Source organism: Aquabacterium olei (assembly GCF_003100395.1).
GTDB classification, from domain to species: Bacteria; Pseudomonadota; Gammaproteobacteria; order Burkholderiales; family Burkholderiaceae_C; genus Aquabacterium; species Aquabacterium olei.
In genome coordinates, this window is the sequence record NZ_CP029210.1 from 3793877 (window position 1) to 3810452 (window position 16576).

General features: G+C 70.3%; 16 protein-coding genes. 2 read left to right on the plus strand and 14 right to left on the minus strand.

All coding sequences use genetic code 11. The features are described from left to right. Positions 1–48 precede the first annotated feature (48 nt). Entirely contained in the window at positions 49–843 is a 795-nt protein-coding gene (locus DEH84_RS16975) for a sulfite exporter TauE/SafE family protein (RefSeq protein WP_245932629.1), read from the minus strand. A gap of 122 nt (positions 844–965) precedes the next feature. Here DEH84_RS16975 and DEH84_RS16980 point away from each other — a divergent pair, with 122 nt between their 5' ends. Continuing rightward, complete coding sequence (locus DEH84_RS16980) at positions 966–1895, plus strand: LysR family transcriptional regulator (protein ID WP_109038044.1); 930 nt, start codon at positions 966–968, stop codon at positions 1893–1895. Between the two features lie 37 nt (positions 1896–1932). Here the strand turns inward: DEH84_RS16980 and infA are convergent, their stop codons facing one another. The 9 genes from infA to DEH84_RS17025 form a co-directional block, all read right to left on the minus strand. Further along, positions 1933–2190, minus strand: a complete 258-nt coding sequence (infA, locus tag DEH84_RS16985) for a translation initiation factor IF-1 (protein ID WP_109038045.1) — start codon at positions 2188–2190, stop codon at positions 1933–1935. Between the two features lie 217 nt (positions 2191–2407). Further along, the gene (locus tag DEH84_RS16990) at positions 2408–3589 is read right to left on the minus strand and encodes a hypothetical protein (protein ID WP_159099023.1); all 1182 of its coding nucleotides are present in this window, start codon (positions 3587–3589) and stop codon (positions 2408–2410) included. 126 nt (positions 3590–3715) lie between these two features. Continuing rightward, positions 3716–4039 (minus strand): hypothetical protein, encoded by a 324-nt coding sequence (locus tag DEH84_RS16995; protein ID WP_109038047.1) that lies wholly within the window; start codon positions 4037–4039, stop codon positions 3716–3718. A 41-nt stretch (positions 4040–4080) separates the two neighbouring features. Then, positions 4081–4506 carry a hypothetical protein gene (locus DEH84_RS17000; RefSeq protein ID WP_109038048.1) on the minus strand — a complete coding sequence of 142 codons (426 nt, stop codon included), beginning with the start codon at positions 4504–4506 and terminating at the stop codon, positions 4081–4083. Between the two features lie 9 nt (positions 4507–4515). Beyond that, positions 4516–5796: a hypothetical protein gene (locus DEH84_RS17005; RefSeq protein WP_159099024.1), complete on the minus strand. Its 1281-nt coding sequence runs from the start codon at positions 5794–5796 to the stop codon at positions 4516–4518. Between the two features lie 23 nt (positions 5797–5819). Next, positions 5820–6917 (minus strand): response regulator, encoded by a 1098-nt coding sequence (locus DEH84_RS17010; RefSeq protein ID WP_109038050.1) that lies wholly within the window; start codon positions 6915–6917, stop codon positions 5820–5822. Then, positions 6914–10144: a response regulator gene (locus tag DEH84_RS17015; protein WP_109038051.1), complete on the minus strand. Its 3231-nt coding sequence runs from the start codon at positions 10142–10144 to the stop codon at positions 6914–6916. The genes DEH84_RS17010 and DEH84_RS17015 overlap by 4 nt, the downstream gene beginning before the upstream one ends. 251 nt (positions 10145–10395) lie before the next feature. Further along, entirely contained in the window at positions 10396–11595 is a 1200-nt protein-coding gene (locus DEH84_RS17020; protein WP_109038052.1) for a GGDEF domain-containing protein, read from the minus strand. Next, the gene (locus DEH84_RS17025) at positions 11592–12725 is read right to left on the minus strand and encodes a GGDEF domain-containing protein (protein ID WP_218929739.1); all 1134 of its coding nucleotides are present in this window, start codon (positions 12723–12725) and stop codon (positions 11592–11594) included. The genes DEH84_RS17020 and DEH84_RS17025 overlap by 4 nt, the downstream gene beginning before the upstream one ends. 158 nt (positions 12726–12883) lie before the next feature. On the opposite strand from DEH84_RS17025, the gene DEH84_RS17030 reads away from it, so the two are divergent. Continuing rightward, positions 12884–13255 (plus strand): phage holin family protein, encoded by a 372-nt coding sequence (locus DEH84_RS17030; protein ID WP_109038472.1) that lies wholly within the window; start codon positions 12884–12886, stop codon positions 13253–13255. Between the two features lie 22 nt (positions 13256–13277). Here the strand turns inward: DEH84_RS17030 and DEH84_RS17035 are convergent, their stop codons facing one another. Genes DEH84_RS17035 through DEH84_RS17050 form a run of 4 tightly spaced genes read right to left on the minus strand, consistent with a single transcriptional unit; the run spans position 13278 to position 16563 of the window. After that, positions 13278–13769: a CinA family protein gene (locus tag DEH84_RS17035; protein ID WP_109038054.1), complete on the minus strand. Its 492-nt coding sequence runs from the start codon at positions 13767–13769 to the stop codon at positions 13278–13280. Positions 13770–13782: 13 nt separating this feature from the next. Then, positions 13783–14361, minus strand: coding sequence for a phosphatidylglycerophosphatase A family protein (locus DEH84_RS17040; RefSeq protein ID WP_109038055.1), 579 nt, complete (start codon positions 14359–14361; stop codon positions 13783–13785). 3 nt (positions 14362–14364) lie between these two features. After that, positions 14365–15354: a thiamine-phosphate kinase gene (gene thiL, locus DEH84_RS17045; protein WP_109038473.1), complete on the minus strand. Its 990-nt coding sequence runs from the start codon at positions 15352–15354 to the stop codon at positions 14365–14367. Positions 15355–15396: 42 nt separating this feature from the next. Then, positions 15397–16563, minus strand: coding sequence for a hypothetical protein (locus DEH84_RS17050; RefSeq protein ID WP_159099025.1), 1167 nt, complete (start codon positions 16561–16563; stop codon positions 15397–15399). Positions 16564–16576: the final 13 nt, after the last annotated feature.

Here is a 16576-nt window from a genome sequence, read left to right on the forward strand (position 1 = left end):
CGGCAGTGTAGGCGCTGCGGGCGCGGGCTGTCATGCGCCGCGCGCGGATCAGCGCCAGAGCATGCCGAGCAGCAGCCAGCCGCCGGTGGCCAGCAGCATCCATGCAAACAGCGTCTTCATGCGCTGCTCGGGCAGGCGGTGCGCCAGCGCCACGCCGGCCGAGACCGTCAGCATGCCACTGGCCGCGAGCGGCAGGCCCATGTGCCAGTCGACCCGGTGGGCCTGTGCGTAGCTCCACAGCGCGATGATGGAACTGGGCGCGACCAGCGCCAGCGACAGGCTCTGCGCCACCGTCTGGCGTTGTGCGAACACGCTGGTGAGGATGGGCGTGGCCACCAGACCGCCACCGATGCCGAGCAGCCCCATGCTGGAGCCACCCACCATGCCGACCAGCGGGATGTAGCGCTCGGCCACGCGCGGCGCCGCACGGGCCGCGCCATCGTGCGGCGCGGCATGCCGGTGAGCGCGCAGCTGCCACAGCAGCCGCCACGCCAGCAGCATCAGACAGACGCTGAACACCGTGCGAAGCAGCGCCGAGGGCAGCCCGATGGCCACCTGCGCCACCAGCCAGGTGGTGGTGGCCGCGCACACGCCGATGGCCAGCGCACGGCGCAGGGGTACCGGGTACAGCCGGCTGTAGCGCCACCAGCCAATCAGCAGGTTGGGCACCATCATGACCAGGGCGGTGCCCTGTGCGAGCGCCTGGTCCATGCCGTAGCCCAGCACCAGCAGCGGGATGGCGATGATGCCGCCGCCAATGCCGAACAGCCCCCCGAAAAAGCCCATGAGGCTGCCGAGCATCAGGGCGGGCACGAAAGCGAGCAGATCAGCAGGCGACAACATGACCTGCATGATCATTCGCGCCACCCATCACATCAATGGGCATCCATTCATTTGATTGATGCAAGGAATGCAAGAATGGCGGCGGTTCACTGCCACCCAAGCTGCTTCTCGACGGAGACCCGATGGTCCATTCCACCCAGGCCGATCTGGCCTTTTTCACCGTGCTGGCCCGCCACCCGAGTCTGGCGGCCGCCGCGCCCGAACTGGGCCTGTCGGCCCCGGCGGTGAGCCGCCGGCTGGCGGCGCTCGAACAGCGCTTGGGTGTGCGCCTGCTCAACCGCACCACGCGGCGACTGAGCCTCACCCCCCAGGGAGAACGCTATCTGGAGGAAGGCGCCCGCCTGCTGCGCGAGATCGAGCAACTGGAGCGCGCCCTGGGCGCCAGCCGGGATGCGCCCCGGGGCCTGCTGCGCATCAACGCGACCTTCGGTTTCGGGCGCCGGCACCTGGGCCCCGCGGTGTCCGACTTCGTGCGGCTGCATCCGGCCGTCGAGGTAATTCTGGAGCTGACCGACCGACCGCTGGACCTCACGGCCCACGCCATGGACATCGGCATCCGCTTTGGCGTGCCGCCGGATGCGCGGGTGCTGGCGCGGCAGATTGCCGTCAACCGGCGGCTGCTCTGTGCCGCGCCCGCTTACCTGGCGGCGCACGGCACACCGGCTTGCCCGCGCGAGCTCGCGCGGCACCAGTGCATCGTCATCCGCGAGAACAACGCGGCCTACAACACCTGGCACCTGTCCGACGGGCGCCAGCAGGAAACCGTGAAGGTGCGCGGCGCCCTGGCCACCAACCATGGCGAGATCGCCGTGGACTGGGGCGTCGCCGGTCACGGCATCCTCTTGCGTTCGGAGTGGGACGTGGCACCCTACCTGCGGTCAGGGGCCTTGCAGCGCGTGCTGCCCGCGTGGTCCGACCCGTCGGCCGACATCCACGCGATCTACCCGCAGCGCCATCACCTCTCGGCGACCGTGCGGGTGTTTCTGGACTTTCTGGCAGACCGCTTTGCGGCCTATCGACCCGCTTCGCCGCAGCAGGCCGCAAGCTGGTGACGCGCCGCGCTGCTCCGCGGTGGGGGCTTCAGCCGGTTCAGTGGCGGCGCGGGGCGGGCGTGTAGTTGCCGCTGCGCTCGATGTGGCGGAAGGTGATCCGGCCCTTGGTCAGGTCGTACGGCGAGAGTTCGAGCGACACCTTGTCACCCGCCAGGATGCGGATGTGGTGCTTCTTCATCTTGCCGGACGTGTAGGCAACCAGCTGGTGCCCGTTTTCCAGGGTGACGCGGAAACGAGAGTCGGGCAGGACTTCGTCAACGACGCCGTTCATTTCGATCAGTTCTTCTTTGGCCATGAAATGGAACCGGTTGGGTGGCCCGCTCGGATCGGGCTGCGTCCTCTGGCGCAACCACGCTCCGGCGTGCCGGGTGTCGGGCGGACGGGGGTTCGGATCGGCCCTCGCCCTGGCATGCTCCTCCCGGGCCGATGCATGGCAACCGAGAAGAAACCTTTGACTGTAGCATGCGGGCCACATGCTCGTCCAGACCTCGTCCGCGGTGGGGGGCGCCGGATCAGCTGCCGGCTTCGAGCTGCGCGCGGCTGGGCAGCGGCTTGAGCGGCGGGGCGCCGCGGGCCAGGATGACGTGCATCACGCACCCGGGCAGCAGCGCAATGCCGCTGAGTTGCACCCGGTGCTCGGCGAGCGTGAAGGTGGCCTCGACCAGGGCGTGGCCGAGCCTGAGGGTTTCACCGGCGCGTCCCGTGACCTGCAGCAAGGCGCGCCCCTGGGCCGCCATGACGCGGCCCTCCTCCGCCGAGCCGCTGTGGGCGACGACCGCCTGGCTCTGCAGGTTGAACAGGCACACCCGCTGCACACCCGGCTGGCGCATCAGGTGGTGCACACACCGTTGCGCCAGCAGGCCGGTGTCGTTGACCACGATGGACTCCGCCCGGGTGGCCTGCGGCGTGGGGTTGGCGACCAGCGCCAGGGTGCGCAGGGTCAGGCGCTGGGCAGGCGGCACCTTGTCCTGCATCTGGTTCCAGGTGGAGCCCAGGTAGACCCACAGCTGGTCGGCACGGCGCACGGCCGGCGCCATGCGCGCCGGGATGCCGGTGTCGGCCCGAAACCGGGTGATGTATTTGACGAGGTCGGGCGACGTCTGCCCTGGCATGAAGATGATGGCGCGGCACAGCCAGTCACCGCGCCCGCTGCGCACCTCGGTGGCCAGTGCGCTCACGGCTTCCGCCTGCTGCGCCAGGGTCAGCCCGCCCGGCACCAGCATGGCGACCAGCTCGGCGCGGCCCATCAGCGCCTGGGCCAGGGCCTGGCGGCTGAGTTCGTCGGCATCGGCGTCGGCACAGAACACGCGCACCCGCCCGCCGTCCTGCGTGGGGCTGTCCAGAAAGTGAAGCGTGGCGAGCGTGTCGCCAAAGCCCTGCCGACGCACCACCAGGCGCTGCAGCGGCCAGCCCGACGCGCGGGCGATGTCGAGCAGCCCCCGACGGGCACGCCCCCCGCCCAGGTCGGCGATGACCATGTAGCGCAGCCCGGTCTGGCCCAGTTGCATGCGCAAGGCCTCGGCGGGCTCGCACGAGACGAACAACTCGCGGGTGTGGCGCCCCACGGGTTCGCCGATGTCGGTCGCCGCCGGCGAACGCGTTGCGGCGTCATGCACCTGGGTGACCACATTGGTGTCGGCCCAGAACCGGGCGGCGGCCGAGCCAGTGGCGGGTTCGGAGGGTTCTGCGGACATGGAACGCCAGGGGGACGAGAGCATGTCCGAATGTCGCACCTTCTTCCCGGCCGCACCATTGGCCGGATGGCTAATTCCGGCTCACTTGCCCTGCCAGACGCCCCCCCTGCAGTGGGGTGTCGGCCCTCAGTGGGGCTTGCGCGGCCCCTTGAACGAGTGCGGGGTGTAGACGTTGCCGTCCTTGTCGACCCCGGGGCGGGCGCGGCGGGCGCGGTTGATCACGTCCTCGGCCGCGCGTGCGGCCTCGCGGCGGTCGGCACGGCGGCGCCACAGACGCCGCAGGGCGTGCCCGAGATGCCGGGCGCGGTGCAGGCTGCCTCGCCCCACGCGGTCGACCCAGAACCGGTCGAACCGGGCGCGCCGTGCGGGGCGCAGGAGCAAGCGCAGCAACAGCACGCCGCACACGAGGGCGACCGCCAACGCAATCCACGACGAGACACCGGCAACCATGTGAGGATGCTAGCGCGAAGCGGGGGCGCTGTGTCGACCGCTCACTTGCGCAACACGATGTGGGCGCCGGGCGGCACGTCGGCCTCGTCCACGTAGGCAATGGCGCCGGGCGTGCGGCTGACCTGGGCGAGCAGCTCGGACAGGGGCCACACGTCGCGCGGCGGCACGCCTTTGCCCACGTAACGGCGCACCGTCCAGTAGGCGGTGTAGGCGTCCTCGGTCTGGTCGAGGTAATCGGCCAGGAAGCGCTTGCGCAGCATCTGCCCGGATGGGGCGTTCAGCGGGACGACGGGCACGCCATCGACCTCGACCATGCGGCCGGTGTAGATGCGCTGGACAGCGGGGACGTCGAGCTTGCGCACCGTGGGGTGGGCAATCACGACCACGCCAGCGTGGGCCAGCAAGGCGCCACACAGACCGAAGGCCAGCAGGGCCCGGTGCGCGAGGGTTCTGAGTGAGTGCGACATGCGGCCTCCTCAGAACACGAAGCTGTAACTGATCGACAGCGTGTTGATCAGTTCATGCGACACGACCGCGCCACCGGCCGGGCTGTCGACCATCGCCGAGCGCTTGCCGATGCGCGTGCGCATCCACTCGCCCTTGAGCTTGCTGTGCGGCGTGAGCGCATACGACAGGCCGAGGCTGAGCGCGGTCTGGTCGTACACCGGGATGCTGTCGCCGGCGGCACGCTGGGCGAGCGCCAGGTCCGGGATGATGGCCGCCTGGGACGCCTGCTCCAGCGCCTGGGCATTGCGCATGGAGGCGCCCAGGCTGCGCAGGTGCGAGACCACCACATACGGCGTGACGCGGTCGATGCGGTGCAGCAGCGCCATGTAGGCACCCACGGTGCTGGATCCCAGGTCGGTTCGGCGCTGGAAGTTGCGCGCCACCTCGCCCACCAGGCGCCAGTCAGGCGCCAGATTCAGGTCGGCCCCGAGGGTGACGACGTCGTTGACGATGGACGAGGCGGTCTGCACGCCGGGGCCAGGCAGGTCGTTGCTGACCTGGTAGTAGCTGCCAAGCGGGAAGCCGGCGTCGACACGGGCGTAGCGGGCGTCCAGGGGCGTGCCATCGCGCTTCTCGGTGGTGGCGCGGTAGAGGCTCGCGCGGAAGGTGCTGGCATCCTCCAGACGCAGGGTCAGCGCCGCGCCGACCACCCGGGTGTGGACGCGCAGGAACTGGGTGCCCAGGTCGCGCGAGGAGGCGCGCACGCTCAGGTCGTCGGCGCCGGCATAGGCGTCGAGCGACCACTCGCCCGCCGGCTGCTGCCAGGTGCGCGACACCGACAGGCCGGTGACGTCGGTGCTGGGCGCGATGCCGTAGACCTCGGCGGGAAGCCGCAGCAGGTCATAGGTCTGACCCACGTCACGGTTCTCGGTGTTGAGGAACAGCGGGATGCGCTGTCGCCCCAGCCGCACCAGCCAGTCGTTGTCCGGGCGCCAGGAGACAAAGGCCCAGGTGGCCGTCACGGCCAGGCCGTGATCGTCGCTCAGCGAGGGGGCGAGTGTGGCCTGCACGGTGGCCGACCAGGCCGGGTTGAACTGCACGTCCAGCTGCGCGCCGAAGACGGAATCGCGCTTGAACGACCCCTGGTCCGACAGAAAGCGCTGGTAGGCGTACGGCCGATCGGTCTGGGCCCAGCCGGCCGTGCCGAAGCCGGAGAGGCGCCAGTCCAGCACCTGCGCATCGGCATGGGCGAAGGCCGTGAGCCCGGCCGCGGCCAGCGCCAGCCAGCGGGTGCGGCGAACACGGGGCAAGGGGACAGCGTACGGTGTGGGCATCAGGCGTCGCGCCAGGTGTCGGCGATGGAGCGGAATTGATCGATCGTCGCGTGGAAGGCGGCAACGACCTCCGGGTCGAAGTGGTGCCCGCTGCCTTCGTCGATCAGGCGCACCGCCTCTTCGTGGGCAAACGGAATCTTGTAAGGCCGGCGGCTGATCAGCGCGTCGTAGACGTCGGCGACGGACATGAGGCGGGCAGCCAGCGGGATGGCCTCACCCTGCAGGCCGTCGGGGTAGCCGGTGCCGTCCCAGCGCTCGTGGTGGGCCCGTGCGATCTGCATGGCATAGGTCAGGAAGTCCGCGTGTTCGCCCAGGCGCTCGGCGGCACGGCGCAGCATTTCCCAGCCATGCATGGCGTGCGTGCGCATGATGACCGTCTCTTCCGGCGTGTGGCGCCCCGGCTTGAGCAGGATGTGGTCCGGGATGGCCACCTTGCCGACGTCGTGCAGCGGGGCCGAGCGGGCGATGTGGTCGATGCTCTCGGGGTTGAGCACGTCGAGGTGGCGGCCCTGCTCGTACAGATGCTGCGCGAGCGTGCGCACGTACTCCTGCGTGCGCTTGACGTGGTGGCCGGTGTCCTCGTCGCGAAACTCGGCGAACGAGATCATCACGTGCAGCGTGGCCTCGCGCAGCTGGTCGACCTGCGTGAGCCGCTTGGCCAGCTCGCGCTCGAGCCACTCGGCGCGGTCGATCAGTTCGTCCTGGTAGGTCTTGATCTGCAGGTGGGTGCGCACGCGGGCCTGCACGATGGGCGGGCTCACGGGCTTGTGGATGAAGTCGGCGGCGCCCACTTCGAAGCCACGGGTCTCGTCCTCGACCTGGCTCATGGCCGTCAGGAACAGCACGGGGATGCCGGCGGTGGCCGGGTCGGCCTTGAGGCGGCGGCATACCTCGTAGCCATCCATCTCCGGCATCATCACATCGAGCAGGATCAGGTCGGGACGGTCACGGCGCGCAATTTCGAGCGCCTTTGCGCCGGACGCGGCGAGCTTGACGCGGTACAGCCGGTTGAGCAGCCCGGCCAGCAGGCTCAGGTTGGCGGGCGCGTCGTCGACGACGAGCACAGTGGCCAGGGGTGCGATCGGCGTGGTCGTCATGGCTGCTTCACCACCTCGTTGAGTTCCGTGAGCAGCCCGAAGGCCGAGTCGAAGTCGCAGCGCTCGAGGGCCGAAGCCAGTCGGGCGGTGGTCAGGGGCGGCAACCAATTGGCGAAGTCGGCGCGATGCCGCTGCCACAGCGCGAGGGCCTCGCTGTCGCTCTCGGCGGTCAGGCGGCGCAGTTGCTCGGCCAGCGCCACGTGCTCGGCGGTGGTGCCCGTCGGCGCCCCGGCGCTCGACGCGGAAGACGGCCCGTTGAGGTGGGCGCGCAGCGCGGGCAGCAGGCGCTCGATTTCGCCGACGACCGCGTCGACCGCGGGCGGGGCGCCGTCCAGCGCGTCGGGCGACTGGGCCGCCGCCTCCAGCATGGTGGCATGCAGGGCCAGGCCGTCGTGCCCGATGGTGCCGGCCAGCCCTTTCAGGGTGTGCGCTTCACGCGCCAGGTCGGGCCAGGCCCGCTCCTGCTGGGCGGAGCGCAGGATGTGCGGCAGGTGGCGCGCGTGCAGCATGAAGCTGCGCAGCGTGCGGTTGTAGAAGTCGACGTCGCCCTCGAACCGCGACAGCGCCAGCTCGGCATGCAGGCCTTCGATCTGCGGCAGGCCGTCGGCGGTCGGTGCGGCAGCCGGCGCATCCAGCGGTGCATGCGCGCTGTCGGCCAGCGCGCCGAAACCGCTCGGTGAGCCGGTCGACGGCGCAGGCACGAACGGCATCAGCGTTTCGTACAGCCGCCCCGGGTCGAGCGGCTTGGTCAGGTGGCCGACCATGCCCAGCGCCGTGCAGCGGTCGCGCTCTTCCTGCATGGCATGGGCGGTCAGCGCCACGATGGGCAGGCGCGCCAGCGTGGCGTCCGCGCGGATCTCGCGCGTGGCCTCGTAACCGTCCATCAATGGCATCTGCAGGTCCATCAGCACGACGTCGAAGCCATCGGCACCGGCCTGGCGCAACCGCTCCAGCGCCTCACAGCCGTTGTTGGCCACGGCCACGCGCGCGCCACGCCGCGCCAGCAGTTCGATGGCGAGCTGCTGGTTGAGCAGGTTGTCTTCGACCAGCAGCACGCGCAGGCCGTCGAGCCGCAGCCCTTCGTTGACCACCGCCGGGCGCGAGTGCTCCGGCAGGCTGATGCCCAGCAACCGGGCGAGCATGGCGCGCAGGCCTTCCGGCAGCACCGGCTTGTTCAGGAACCCGCTGGCGCCCGCCTGCATCGCCGAGATGCGCAGGCTGTCGAGGCCGTAGGCCGACATGACGACAACCTCGGTGCGGGGCGCCAGCGTGCGCAACTCGGCCATCACGGACTTGCCGTCGCGCCCGGGCATCACCCAGTCGAGCAGCACGAGGTCGTAGGGGTGCTCTTCCTGCAGCGCGGCGTGCACGCTGTCGAGCGCTTGCTGGCCGTCCTCGGCCAGGTCGATGCCACCCGGCGCCTGACTGCCCACGCCCAGCGAGTTCAGCAGGCTGCGCAGCGTCAGGCGGGTCTCGGCCTGGTCGTCGACCACCAGCACACGCAGCCGCGACACGGGCATGCCGCCCAGGGCGTGCTGCGGCATCGGCGCCATCTGCATCGGCACGGTCACCGAGAAGCACGAACCCTTGCCGAGCTCGCTGTGCACGTCGATGGTCCCGCCCATGAGCGTGACCAGCCGGCGGGTGATGCTCAGACCCAGGCCGGTGCCGCCATAGCGGCGGGTGGTGGAGCCGTCGGCCTGCGTGAACTCCTCGAACAGGCGCGCCTGCTGTTCGGCGCTCATGCCGATGCCGGTGTCGCGCACCTCGAAGCGCAGGGTGAGCTGCGAACCGATGTGCGTGACGACGTACACGCCGACCTTGACGTGCCCGTGGTGCGTGAACTTCACGGCGTTGGACACGAGGTTGGTGAGCACCTGGCCCAGGCGCAGCGCATCCCCATAGACGCAGCCGGCCTCGTTGAGCAAGGCCTCGCTGCCGAACTCGCACAGCAGCTCCAGCTCTTTTTCCTGCGCGCGCTGGCGCAGCAGCATCAGCGCGTGGCCGACCACATCTTCCAGCCGCATGGGAGCGGACTCGAGCTCGAGCTTGCCGGCCTCGATCTTCGAGAAATCGAGGATGTCGTTGATGACGCCCAGCAGCGTGTCGGACGCGGCCTGCACCTTGTTGAGGTAATCGCGTTGCTGCTCGTCGAGGTCGGTCTGCAACGCCAGGTGCGTCATCCCGAGGATGGCGTTCATCGGCGTGCGGATCTCGTGGCTCATGTTGGCCAGGAACATGGACTTGGCGCGCGTGGCGCCTTCGGCCTGGTCGCGGGCGGCCTGCAGTTCCTCCTGGATGCGCGCGCGGCGGGCCAGGTCATCTTCCACGGCCTGCGCCATGCCATTGAGCGCACGGCCCAGCGTGTCCAGCTCCTCGACCCAGCCTGCGCGGTCGCCCGTGCGGGCGGCATAGCTGCCTCCGGCAATCTGCCGTGCGACGCCGCCCAGCCGTTCGATCGGATTCAGCAGACGGGCACGCAGGATGTAGAGCGCCAACGCCAGGGCCGGCACCAGAATCAGGTCGATCACCAGCGCGTAGCCGATGAAGCGCTGCAGGTTGGCCGCAGCCTGCTGCTGCTCGCGGGCGGTGCGCTCGTCGGTGGCGCGGCCGAGCGCACCCACGGCCTGCGCCAGGTCGGCGGTCTGCGCCTCGTAGCGTGCGGCGTGCACCAGCTCGCTGGCATAGGCGAGATCCGGCCGGCCCTCGGACACATAGGCCTGCTTCTCGCGGTCGAACAGGCCCTGGGCAGCGGCAAAGGCCTCCTGCTCGGTCTTGCGCAGGCGCTCGGTGGCCGCCACGACCTGGTTCATCGCGGCCAGTTCGGTCGCACTGAAGTCGAGCGCGCGCATGCGGTCGATGAGGGAAACGCCCGACTTGCCCTCGGGCAGCACGTGCCCTCGGCGGCCGGCAATCACGTCATCCCAGTACAGGTCAGGGTTGTCCGACTCGGGCAGGGGCTTGCTGCCCTCGCGGATGGCCAGGATGTCGTAGTAATAGAGCAGGTAGCGCGGGTTGCCGGTGGTGGCGTAGGAGCGCACCAGCCGCCCGAGGAGCTCGGTTTCGTGCCGCAGCGCCGTCACGACATGCAGGGTCTCGGCGCGCCGGGCATTGGCCGCCTCGTTCGACTGGTAGGCCGTGCGGATCAGCAGGAGAAAGCTCACGTTGGCCAGCAGCGCCAGGCCAACCAGCACGAAGAACCAGCGGGACACGGTCTGCAGCTTCATCGCGCCACCCCGTGCGCCATGCGCCCAGGCGCGCCGTGTGCGAGCCCCAGGGGTGCACACCCTTTGCAACAGACGGGCAGATCAACGCACGCCATGCGTGCGCGCCGGACAGGACGGGATGTCATCACCACCCGATTGTGCGCACGCACGGCGCGCGCACTCGCGCGGAATGGGCGGTCTTGAGCGGCCATATGTCACGCTCGTGGCCCCTGAGCCGGGGGGAATGTCTGCATCTCGCCTCGCCTGTCTGATCACTGAAACAACCCCGCCCGATCGGTCCCGGGTCGTACCGGCTCGGGAGTGGCCACGCCACCCACGACGCGGTCCCGCCCGGCCCGCTTGGCATCGTAGAGGTTGTTGTCCGCCAGACGCAAGGCGGCTTCCGCGTGGCCCTCCACCACTTGGGCGACCCCCACGCTCGCGGTGACGTGAAAGGCTGCAGCGTCGACCTGGAACGTGTGCTGGCGAAGGTGGTCGCACACCTTGGCGGCCACGCGCTCGCCCCCGGCCAGGTCGGTTTCGGGCAACAGCAGCAGGAACTCCTCGCCGCCATAGCGGGCGGCGGTGTCGACGCGCTCACGGGTGTGGTCGCGCAGGATGCGCCCGAACTCGGCCAGCACGGTGTCCCCGGCTGGATGCCCATGGCGGTCGTTGACGAGCTTGAAGCGGTCGATGTCGAACATGAGCAGCGTGAGCGGCCGGCCGCTGCGCGCCTGGCGGTGCGCCTCGCGCTCGAAGCGCTCGAGGAAGGCGCGCCGGTTGAGCAGGCCGGTGAGGCCGTCCGCGCTGACCAGCGTCTCGAGTGCGCGCTGGCGCCGCGCGAACACCCCTGCGTAAAAGAACATCATGGCGGTGTGCGGTCCGATGGCCACCGCGAAGGTGATGCGGGTCCACCAGAGCCACCAGGGGGCCATGGGCTCGCCAGAGAACACCGGCGCGCGCAGCATCGGCGACAGGTCCTGCCCGGGCCCCAGGCGATCGAGCCCGACCACGGCCACCAGCACGAAGGCCGCCACGATCGCAGGACGCAACTGAGCCCACTTGAACACGGATCGTGCCAGAACGATCTGCGCCATCAACACCAAGGCCATGGGGGTGTCGGTCAACCCATAGGTCAGGCCGAGGGCCGTCACGCCGAGCACACCCGGCCACACCGTCCAGCGCACCAGACCGGGTTGCGCGGGCGTCCGCCAGCGCCGCGTCCACGCCCACCACGCCACGCCGAGCAGCCACGCCATCAACGCGCTCAGCGCCCCATGCACCCCCAGCAGCCACGGCCGGTGAAAATGTTGCGTGCCGGCCAGGCCCAGCAGGGCCACCGTCTGCATCAGCCACAGCACGGCCAGCATCGGCCAGGCGCCCATCACGAACAGCAGCACGCCCCGCGCGTCGTGGTGCGCGACGAGGCTGTGCGCCAGCCGCTGGAGCCAGACGCTGCGCCAGGCCTTCATGCGACCGCCCCCAAGATTGTTCGCAGGCAGATCCGGTTGCGCCCGGTCGCCTTCGCGAGATAGAGCTGCTGGTCGGCCTCGCGCAGCGCCTGGTGAGACGTGGTGCTGCTGCACACCGCACCACCCATGCTCACCGTGATCGTGAACGGCGCCAGCGGATCGCCGAAGCGCTCTCGGGCCAGGGCCTCGCGCATGCGCTGGCACACCACCTCGGCCTCGTCCAGCCGGGTGTCGGGCAGCAACAGCGCAAACTCTTCACCCCCCAGGCGGGCAGCAAGGTCGGTCGGGCTGCGCACGCCGGCCAGCAGCAGCCGGCCCAGGCCACGCAACACCATGTCACCCTGCAGATGGCCCCAGGTGTCGTTGACCCGCTTGAAGTGGTCGGCATCGATCATGACGAGGCAGAACGGCCGACCAGTGCGCCGCTGGCGCGCTACTTCGGCCTCCAGCGCCTCCATCAGCCGGCGGCGGTTGGCCAGACCGGTGAGTGCGTCGGTGTGCGAAAGCGTGTCGAGTTGCCCATGCAGGGCGTCCAGCCGGGCAAACAGCACCATCGCCAGCCCCAGCAGCACCGCAAAGCCGCTCACGAAAACAAAGGTGCGCCAGCCCCGCCAAGCCTCCGATGCCGCCGGGTCTTGAAACAGCGCAGGGCGCAGGCCGGGCGCGTAGGCCCACCAGCCAGCGAGCACGCCCGCGTCGTGCGCCAGCAGCATGGCCATGCACACCGCGAAGGTGATGGCGACCGGGCGGCGATCGAACAGCAGCAGCCCCACCAGCAGCACCCCGCCCAGCACCAGGCTGGGCGGCGAGGTGTAGGGCCCCGAGAGAATGGTGATCAGCGTGTAGGTGCCGCCGATCGTCAGGCACACCAGCAGCGTGGCACAGGCCAGCGGCGCAGCATCGTCACGCCGCGGCCACACCCAGGCCGCCACGCCCAGGTTGATCAGCGACGCGCCCAGCATGGGCCACTGCATGGCCCGCACAAGCGCCGTATCGAGGTAGGGCGACACGGCAGGGTGGGACAGCGCCTGTTCGTGGATGAACAGCACCAGCAGAAAGAACGGCAACGACACCGCAACGGCCAGCAGGATGCGGCGGGCGGGTGTCGCGCTGCTCAAGAGGTGGGCCATCCGGGCTCGCATGACCGTTGTGCACTCCAGGCCCGGCTCCGGCCGGACTGTTCATTCAAAGTGTGACACCGTCAACGCGCGCGTTCTTGACCCAATGCGGCCCAGGGTGCATCGCGGCGTCAACTTGCGCACGGTTGCTGCTGGGCTATGCTCGTGTCATGAAACTGATCGTTCGCTGGCTTCTGCTCGCTTGCGCCCTGGTGCTGCTCACCCAATGGGATCTGGGTCTGTCGGTGCGCAGCTTCGGCTCGGCCCTGCTCGCGGCCTTTGTCATCGGCTTGCTCAACGCGGTGGTGCGCCCGGTGCTCATCCTGCTCACGCTGCCGGTCACGGTGCTGACGCTGGGGCTCTTCCTGTTCGTGATCAACGCCCTCACCTTCCAGATGGCGTCGGGCCTGCTGGACGGCTTTCAGGTCAGCGGGTTCGGCGGCGCGCTGCTCGGCTCGGTGCTCTACAGCCTGTGGGGCCTGGTGATCGACGTGGCGCTGGAGCGCATGTTCCGCACGAGCAGCCTGCCGCCACGGGCCTGAGACCGCGCCCGCGACCCGCGTTTCAGAGCGGCACGCTGCGCGCCAGCACCCCGGCCAGCGCATGGCGCACCGTGGCCTCGCGCACGGCCGCCCGGTCACCGGGGAAGACGCGGACTTCGGCGTGCGCCCCCGCCGCCGTGGCCCAGGCAAACCACACCGTGCCCACCGGCTTCAGGGTCGAGCCCCCCGTGGGGCCCGCCACGCCGGTGACGGCCACCACCACATCGGCCTGCGAGCGCGCCAGCAGCCCTTGCGCCATGGCCAGCGCCACCGGCTCGCTCACGGCGCCGTGCGCCTCGATCAGTGCGGGCGCCACATCCAGCAAGGCCGTCTTGGCCTCGTTGCTGTAGCTCACCACGCCGCGCTCGAACCACAGGCTGGAGCCTGCCAGCTCGGTGCAGGCGGCGGCAATCAGGCCGCCGGTGCAGGATTCGGCCGTGGCCAGGCGCCAGCCACGGGCCTGCAGGCGGGCGGCCACGTCGCCAACAAGGCCCAGGGTTGCGAGTGTGTCCATGTGTGCTCCTTGGTCAGCTCAAGAGGCCGGCCGACACGCCGCCCTGGCGCACCACCACGGCCAGCGCCAGCAGCAGCAGCGTGCAGCCCGCCGCCACGAGGTCATCGAACATGATGCCCAGGCCCTGCGCCCACCCGATGGGCTGGCCCTTGGGCAGCTTGAACAGCTGGTCGGCCCAGGCCACCGGGCCCGGCTTGGCCGCGTCGAAGAAGCGAAAGGCCGCCACGGCCAGCGCCTGACCGCGCCAGTCTGCGGCCCCCACCACCCACAGCACCAGCCAGATCGCCCAGATCTCGTCCCACACAATGGCGCCCGGGTCGGCCACCTGCAGGCTGCGGGCCGTGCGCGTGCAGGCCCACCAGCCAACCAGCCAGCCGATGGCCAGGATGGCGGCCCAGGTCAGGTCGGCCTGGCGGCCCTGGCCCAGCACCTGCTCGATCGCCACGAAGACCAGCCAGCCCCACAGCGTGCCGACAGTGCCGGGCGCGATCGGACTGAGGCCGCTGCCGGCGCCCAGGGCGATCCAGTGCGCCGGGTGGCTCAGCAGCAGACGCACACCGGGGCGGCGGGGAGCCGAAACAAGCGTCTCCATGGCTCAGCCCCGGAAGTGGTCGAACGAGGCCCAGCGGTTGGGCACGGGGGTGGCGTCGCCCTCACCATCCAGCCCGGACACGTGCAGCCGCACGCCGGGTTCGGCCTCGATGCGGCCGATGCGGCTGAGCACCAGCCCGAGCGTGTCGCCCAGCGCCGCCACCGCTTCGCGCCGCGCGGGCGGGGCCGTGAACACGAGTTCGTAGTCGTCGCCGCCGGCAAGGATGCAATCCAGCTGCTCGGCACGCGGGCGTGCGGCGAGCCAGGGGCTGAGCGGCAACGTGTCGAGCGCCAGCATGGCCCCGACGCCGCTGCGCCGCAGCACATGGCCCAGGTCGCCCAACAGGCCATCGGACACGTCCACCGCGGCCGACGCGACGCCGCGCAGGCCCACACCCAGCGCCACGCGCGGGTCCGGAGCCTCCATCGCGAGCCGCGTGGCGTCGAAGGCGTCGCCGCTGAGCCCCGGGTGCAACGTGCCGCGGAAGGCCTCGAGCGCCAGACGCGCTTCGCCCGGGAAGCCGCTCACCCAGATGTCGTCGCCCGCGCGGGCCCCGCTGCGCAACAGCGTCTGGCCGACTGGCACCTCGCCCATCACCGTGATGCCGATGGCCAGCGGCCCGGCCGTGGTGTCGCCGCCGATCAGCTCGCACTCGTGCTCGTCGGCCAGGTCCAGCAGGCCTTGCGCAAAGGCTTGGAGCCACGTTGCATCGACCCGCGGCAACGTGAGCGCCAGCGTGAAGGCCAGCGGCTGCGCGCCGCACGCGGCGAGATCGGACAGGTTGACGGCCAGGGCCTTGTGCCCCAGACGGCGCGGGTCGACCGTGGACAGGAAGTGCCGCCCCTCCACCAGCGTGTCGGTGGAAACGGCCAGCTGCATGCCGGGCGCCGGCGCGATCACGGCGCAGTCGTCACCATTGCCCACGACAGCACGCCGCGGGCCCTGCCCCGGCCGGCGCCAGAAAAACGACTCGATCAGTTCGAATTCACCCAGGCTCATGCGTCGATTGTCGCGCCGGATGAGACGATTGCCGAATCAGAAACCCAGCATCCAGCTCATCTGCAGGCCGCGCACGTGGCCCGACGCCTCGCCAAAGCCGCTCATCAGCGATGCTTCCAGCCCCTGCCAGGCGACCCCGACGCGCGCCACGCCGACAAACGGCTCCATCCCGACGCGCAAGCGCACCGTGCCGGGGGACTGCCAGTCGAGCCAGCGTTGCCAGAGGCCGATGCGGTGGGCCAGGGTCAAGGTCCAGGTGCCATTCGCTCGATCCCAGTCGGCCTGCCAGCGCGTGGCTACCGGAATGCGCTTGACCGCCTCGATCTGGCTGTACTGCCCGTTGATCGCCGCCCTGTATTCAATGCGTCCTTCGGGCGTGCGCGTGCTCACGGCACTGTCGAGCACCGCGTCGTCACGGATCAGCCCGGACCAGGTCAGCCGCGACCACACATCGCGGACATCGAGCCGCCATCGGTCGGGCCACAGCGGCGCCCCCGCCTCGCCTGCAGGCCGCGCCCATGTCAAGGCCATGGACAGCGCCTGGCCGTGCCCCTGTGCGCGCGCCGGAGGCAGGAACGGGGTTGTCGCTTCATGGTTGTCGTCGCGCAGCGTCCCGCGGAAGGCATAGCTGTCGTCGGCCTGGTAGCCCACCTCCCCCTGGCTGTGAATGGTCCGCAGGCGTTGCAGAATCAGTTGATCCCACCCGACTTCCAGGCCCAGCTGCCCCATGCGCACGGCAGGCAGGTGAAGGGCCACGCCACGCCCGGCCCACATCATCAGGTTGGTGTCGGCGTTGTAACGCACGGGCGCGTCGGGGTCGGTGCGGCTCTGGTAGTGGTACAGCACCTGGGCGGCCTCGCCAGACAGCCGCGCTGTACCGTCCACCCGAGCCAGCGCACCAATGCGCCACGGGTTGTCGCGCCCCGCTTCACTGAAGGCAACGGCCACGCCGGCCTCGGCCCGGCCCTGCACCTCCGCCCGCTGCGTGTCATGCCGCATCCGGTAATCCGACGACCAGTCGCCATCAAGCTGGAAGACCGGCACGCCGTTGGACCAGGCCTCGGCTCGCACCGACGCATACGGTCGCACAGCCCAGCCCGAGGGCCCCACTTCGGCGGCGCCGACCGCCACTGCGCACAGCGTCAGGGCGAGCGCCAGTCCGGTGTCCTTCAATCGCAAGGGACGTCGATTGTTGCTCTTCACTGTCGTTTCCTTT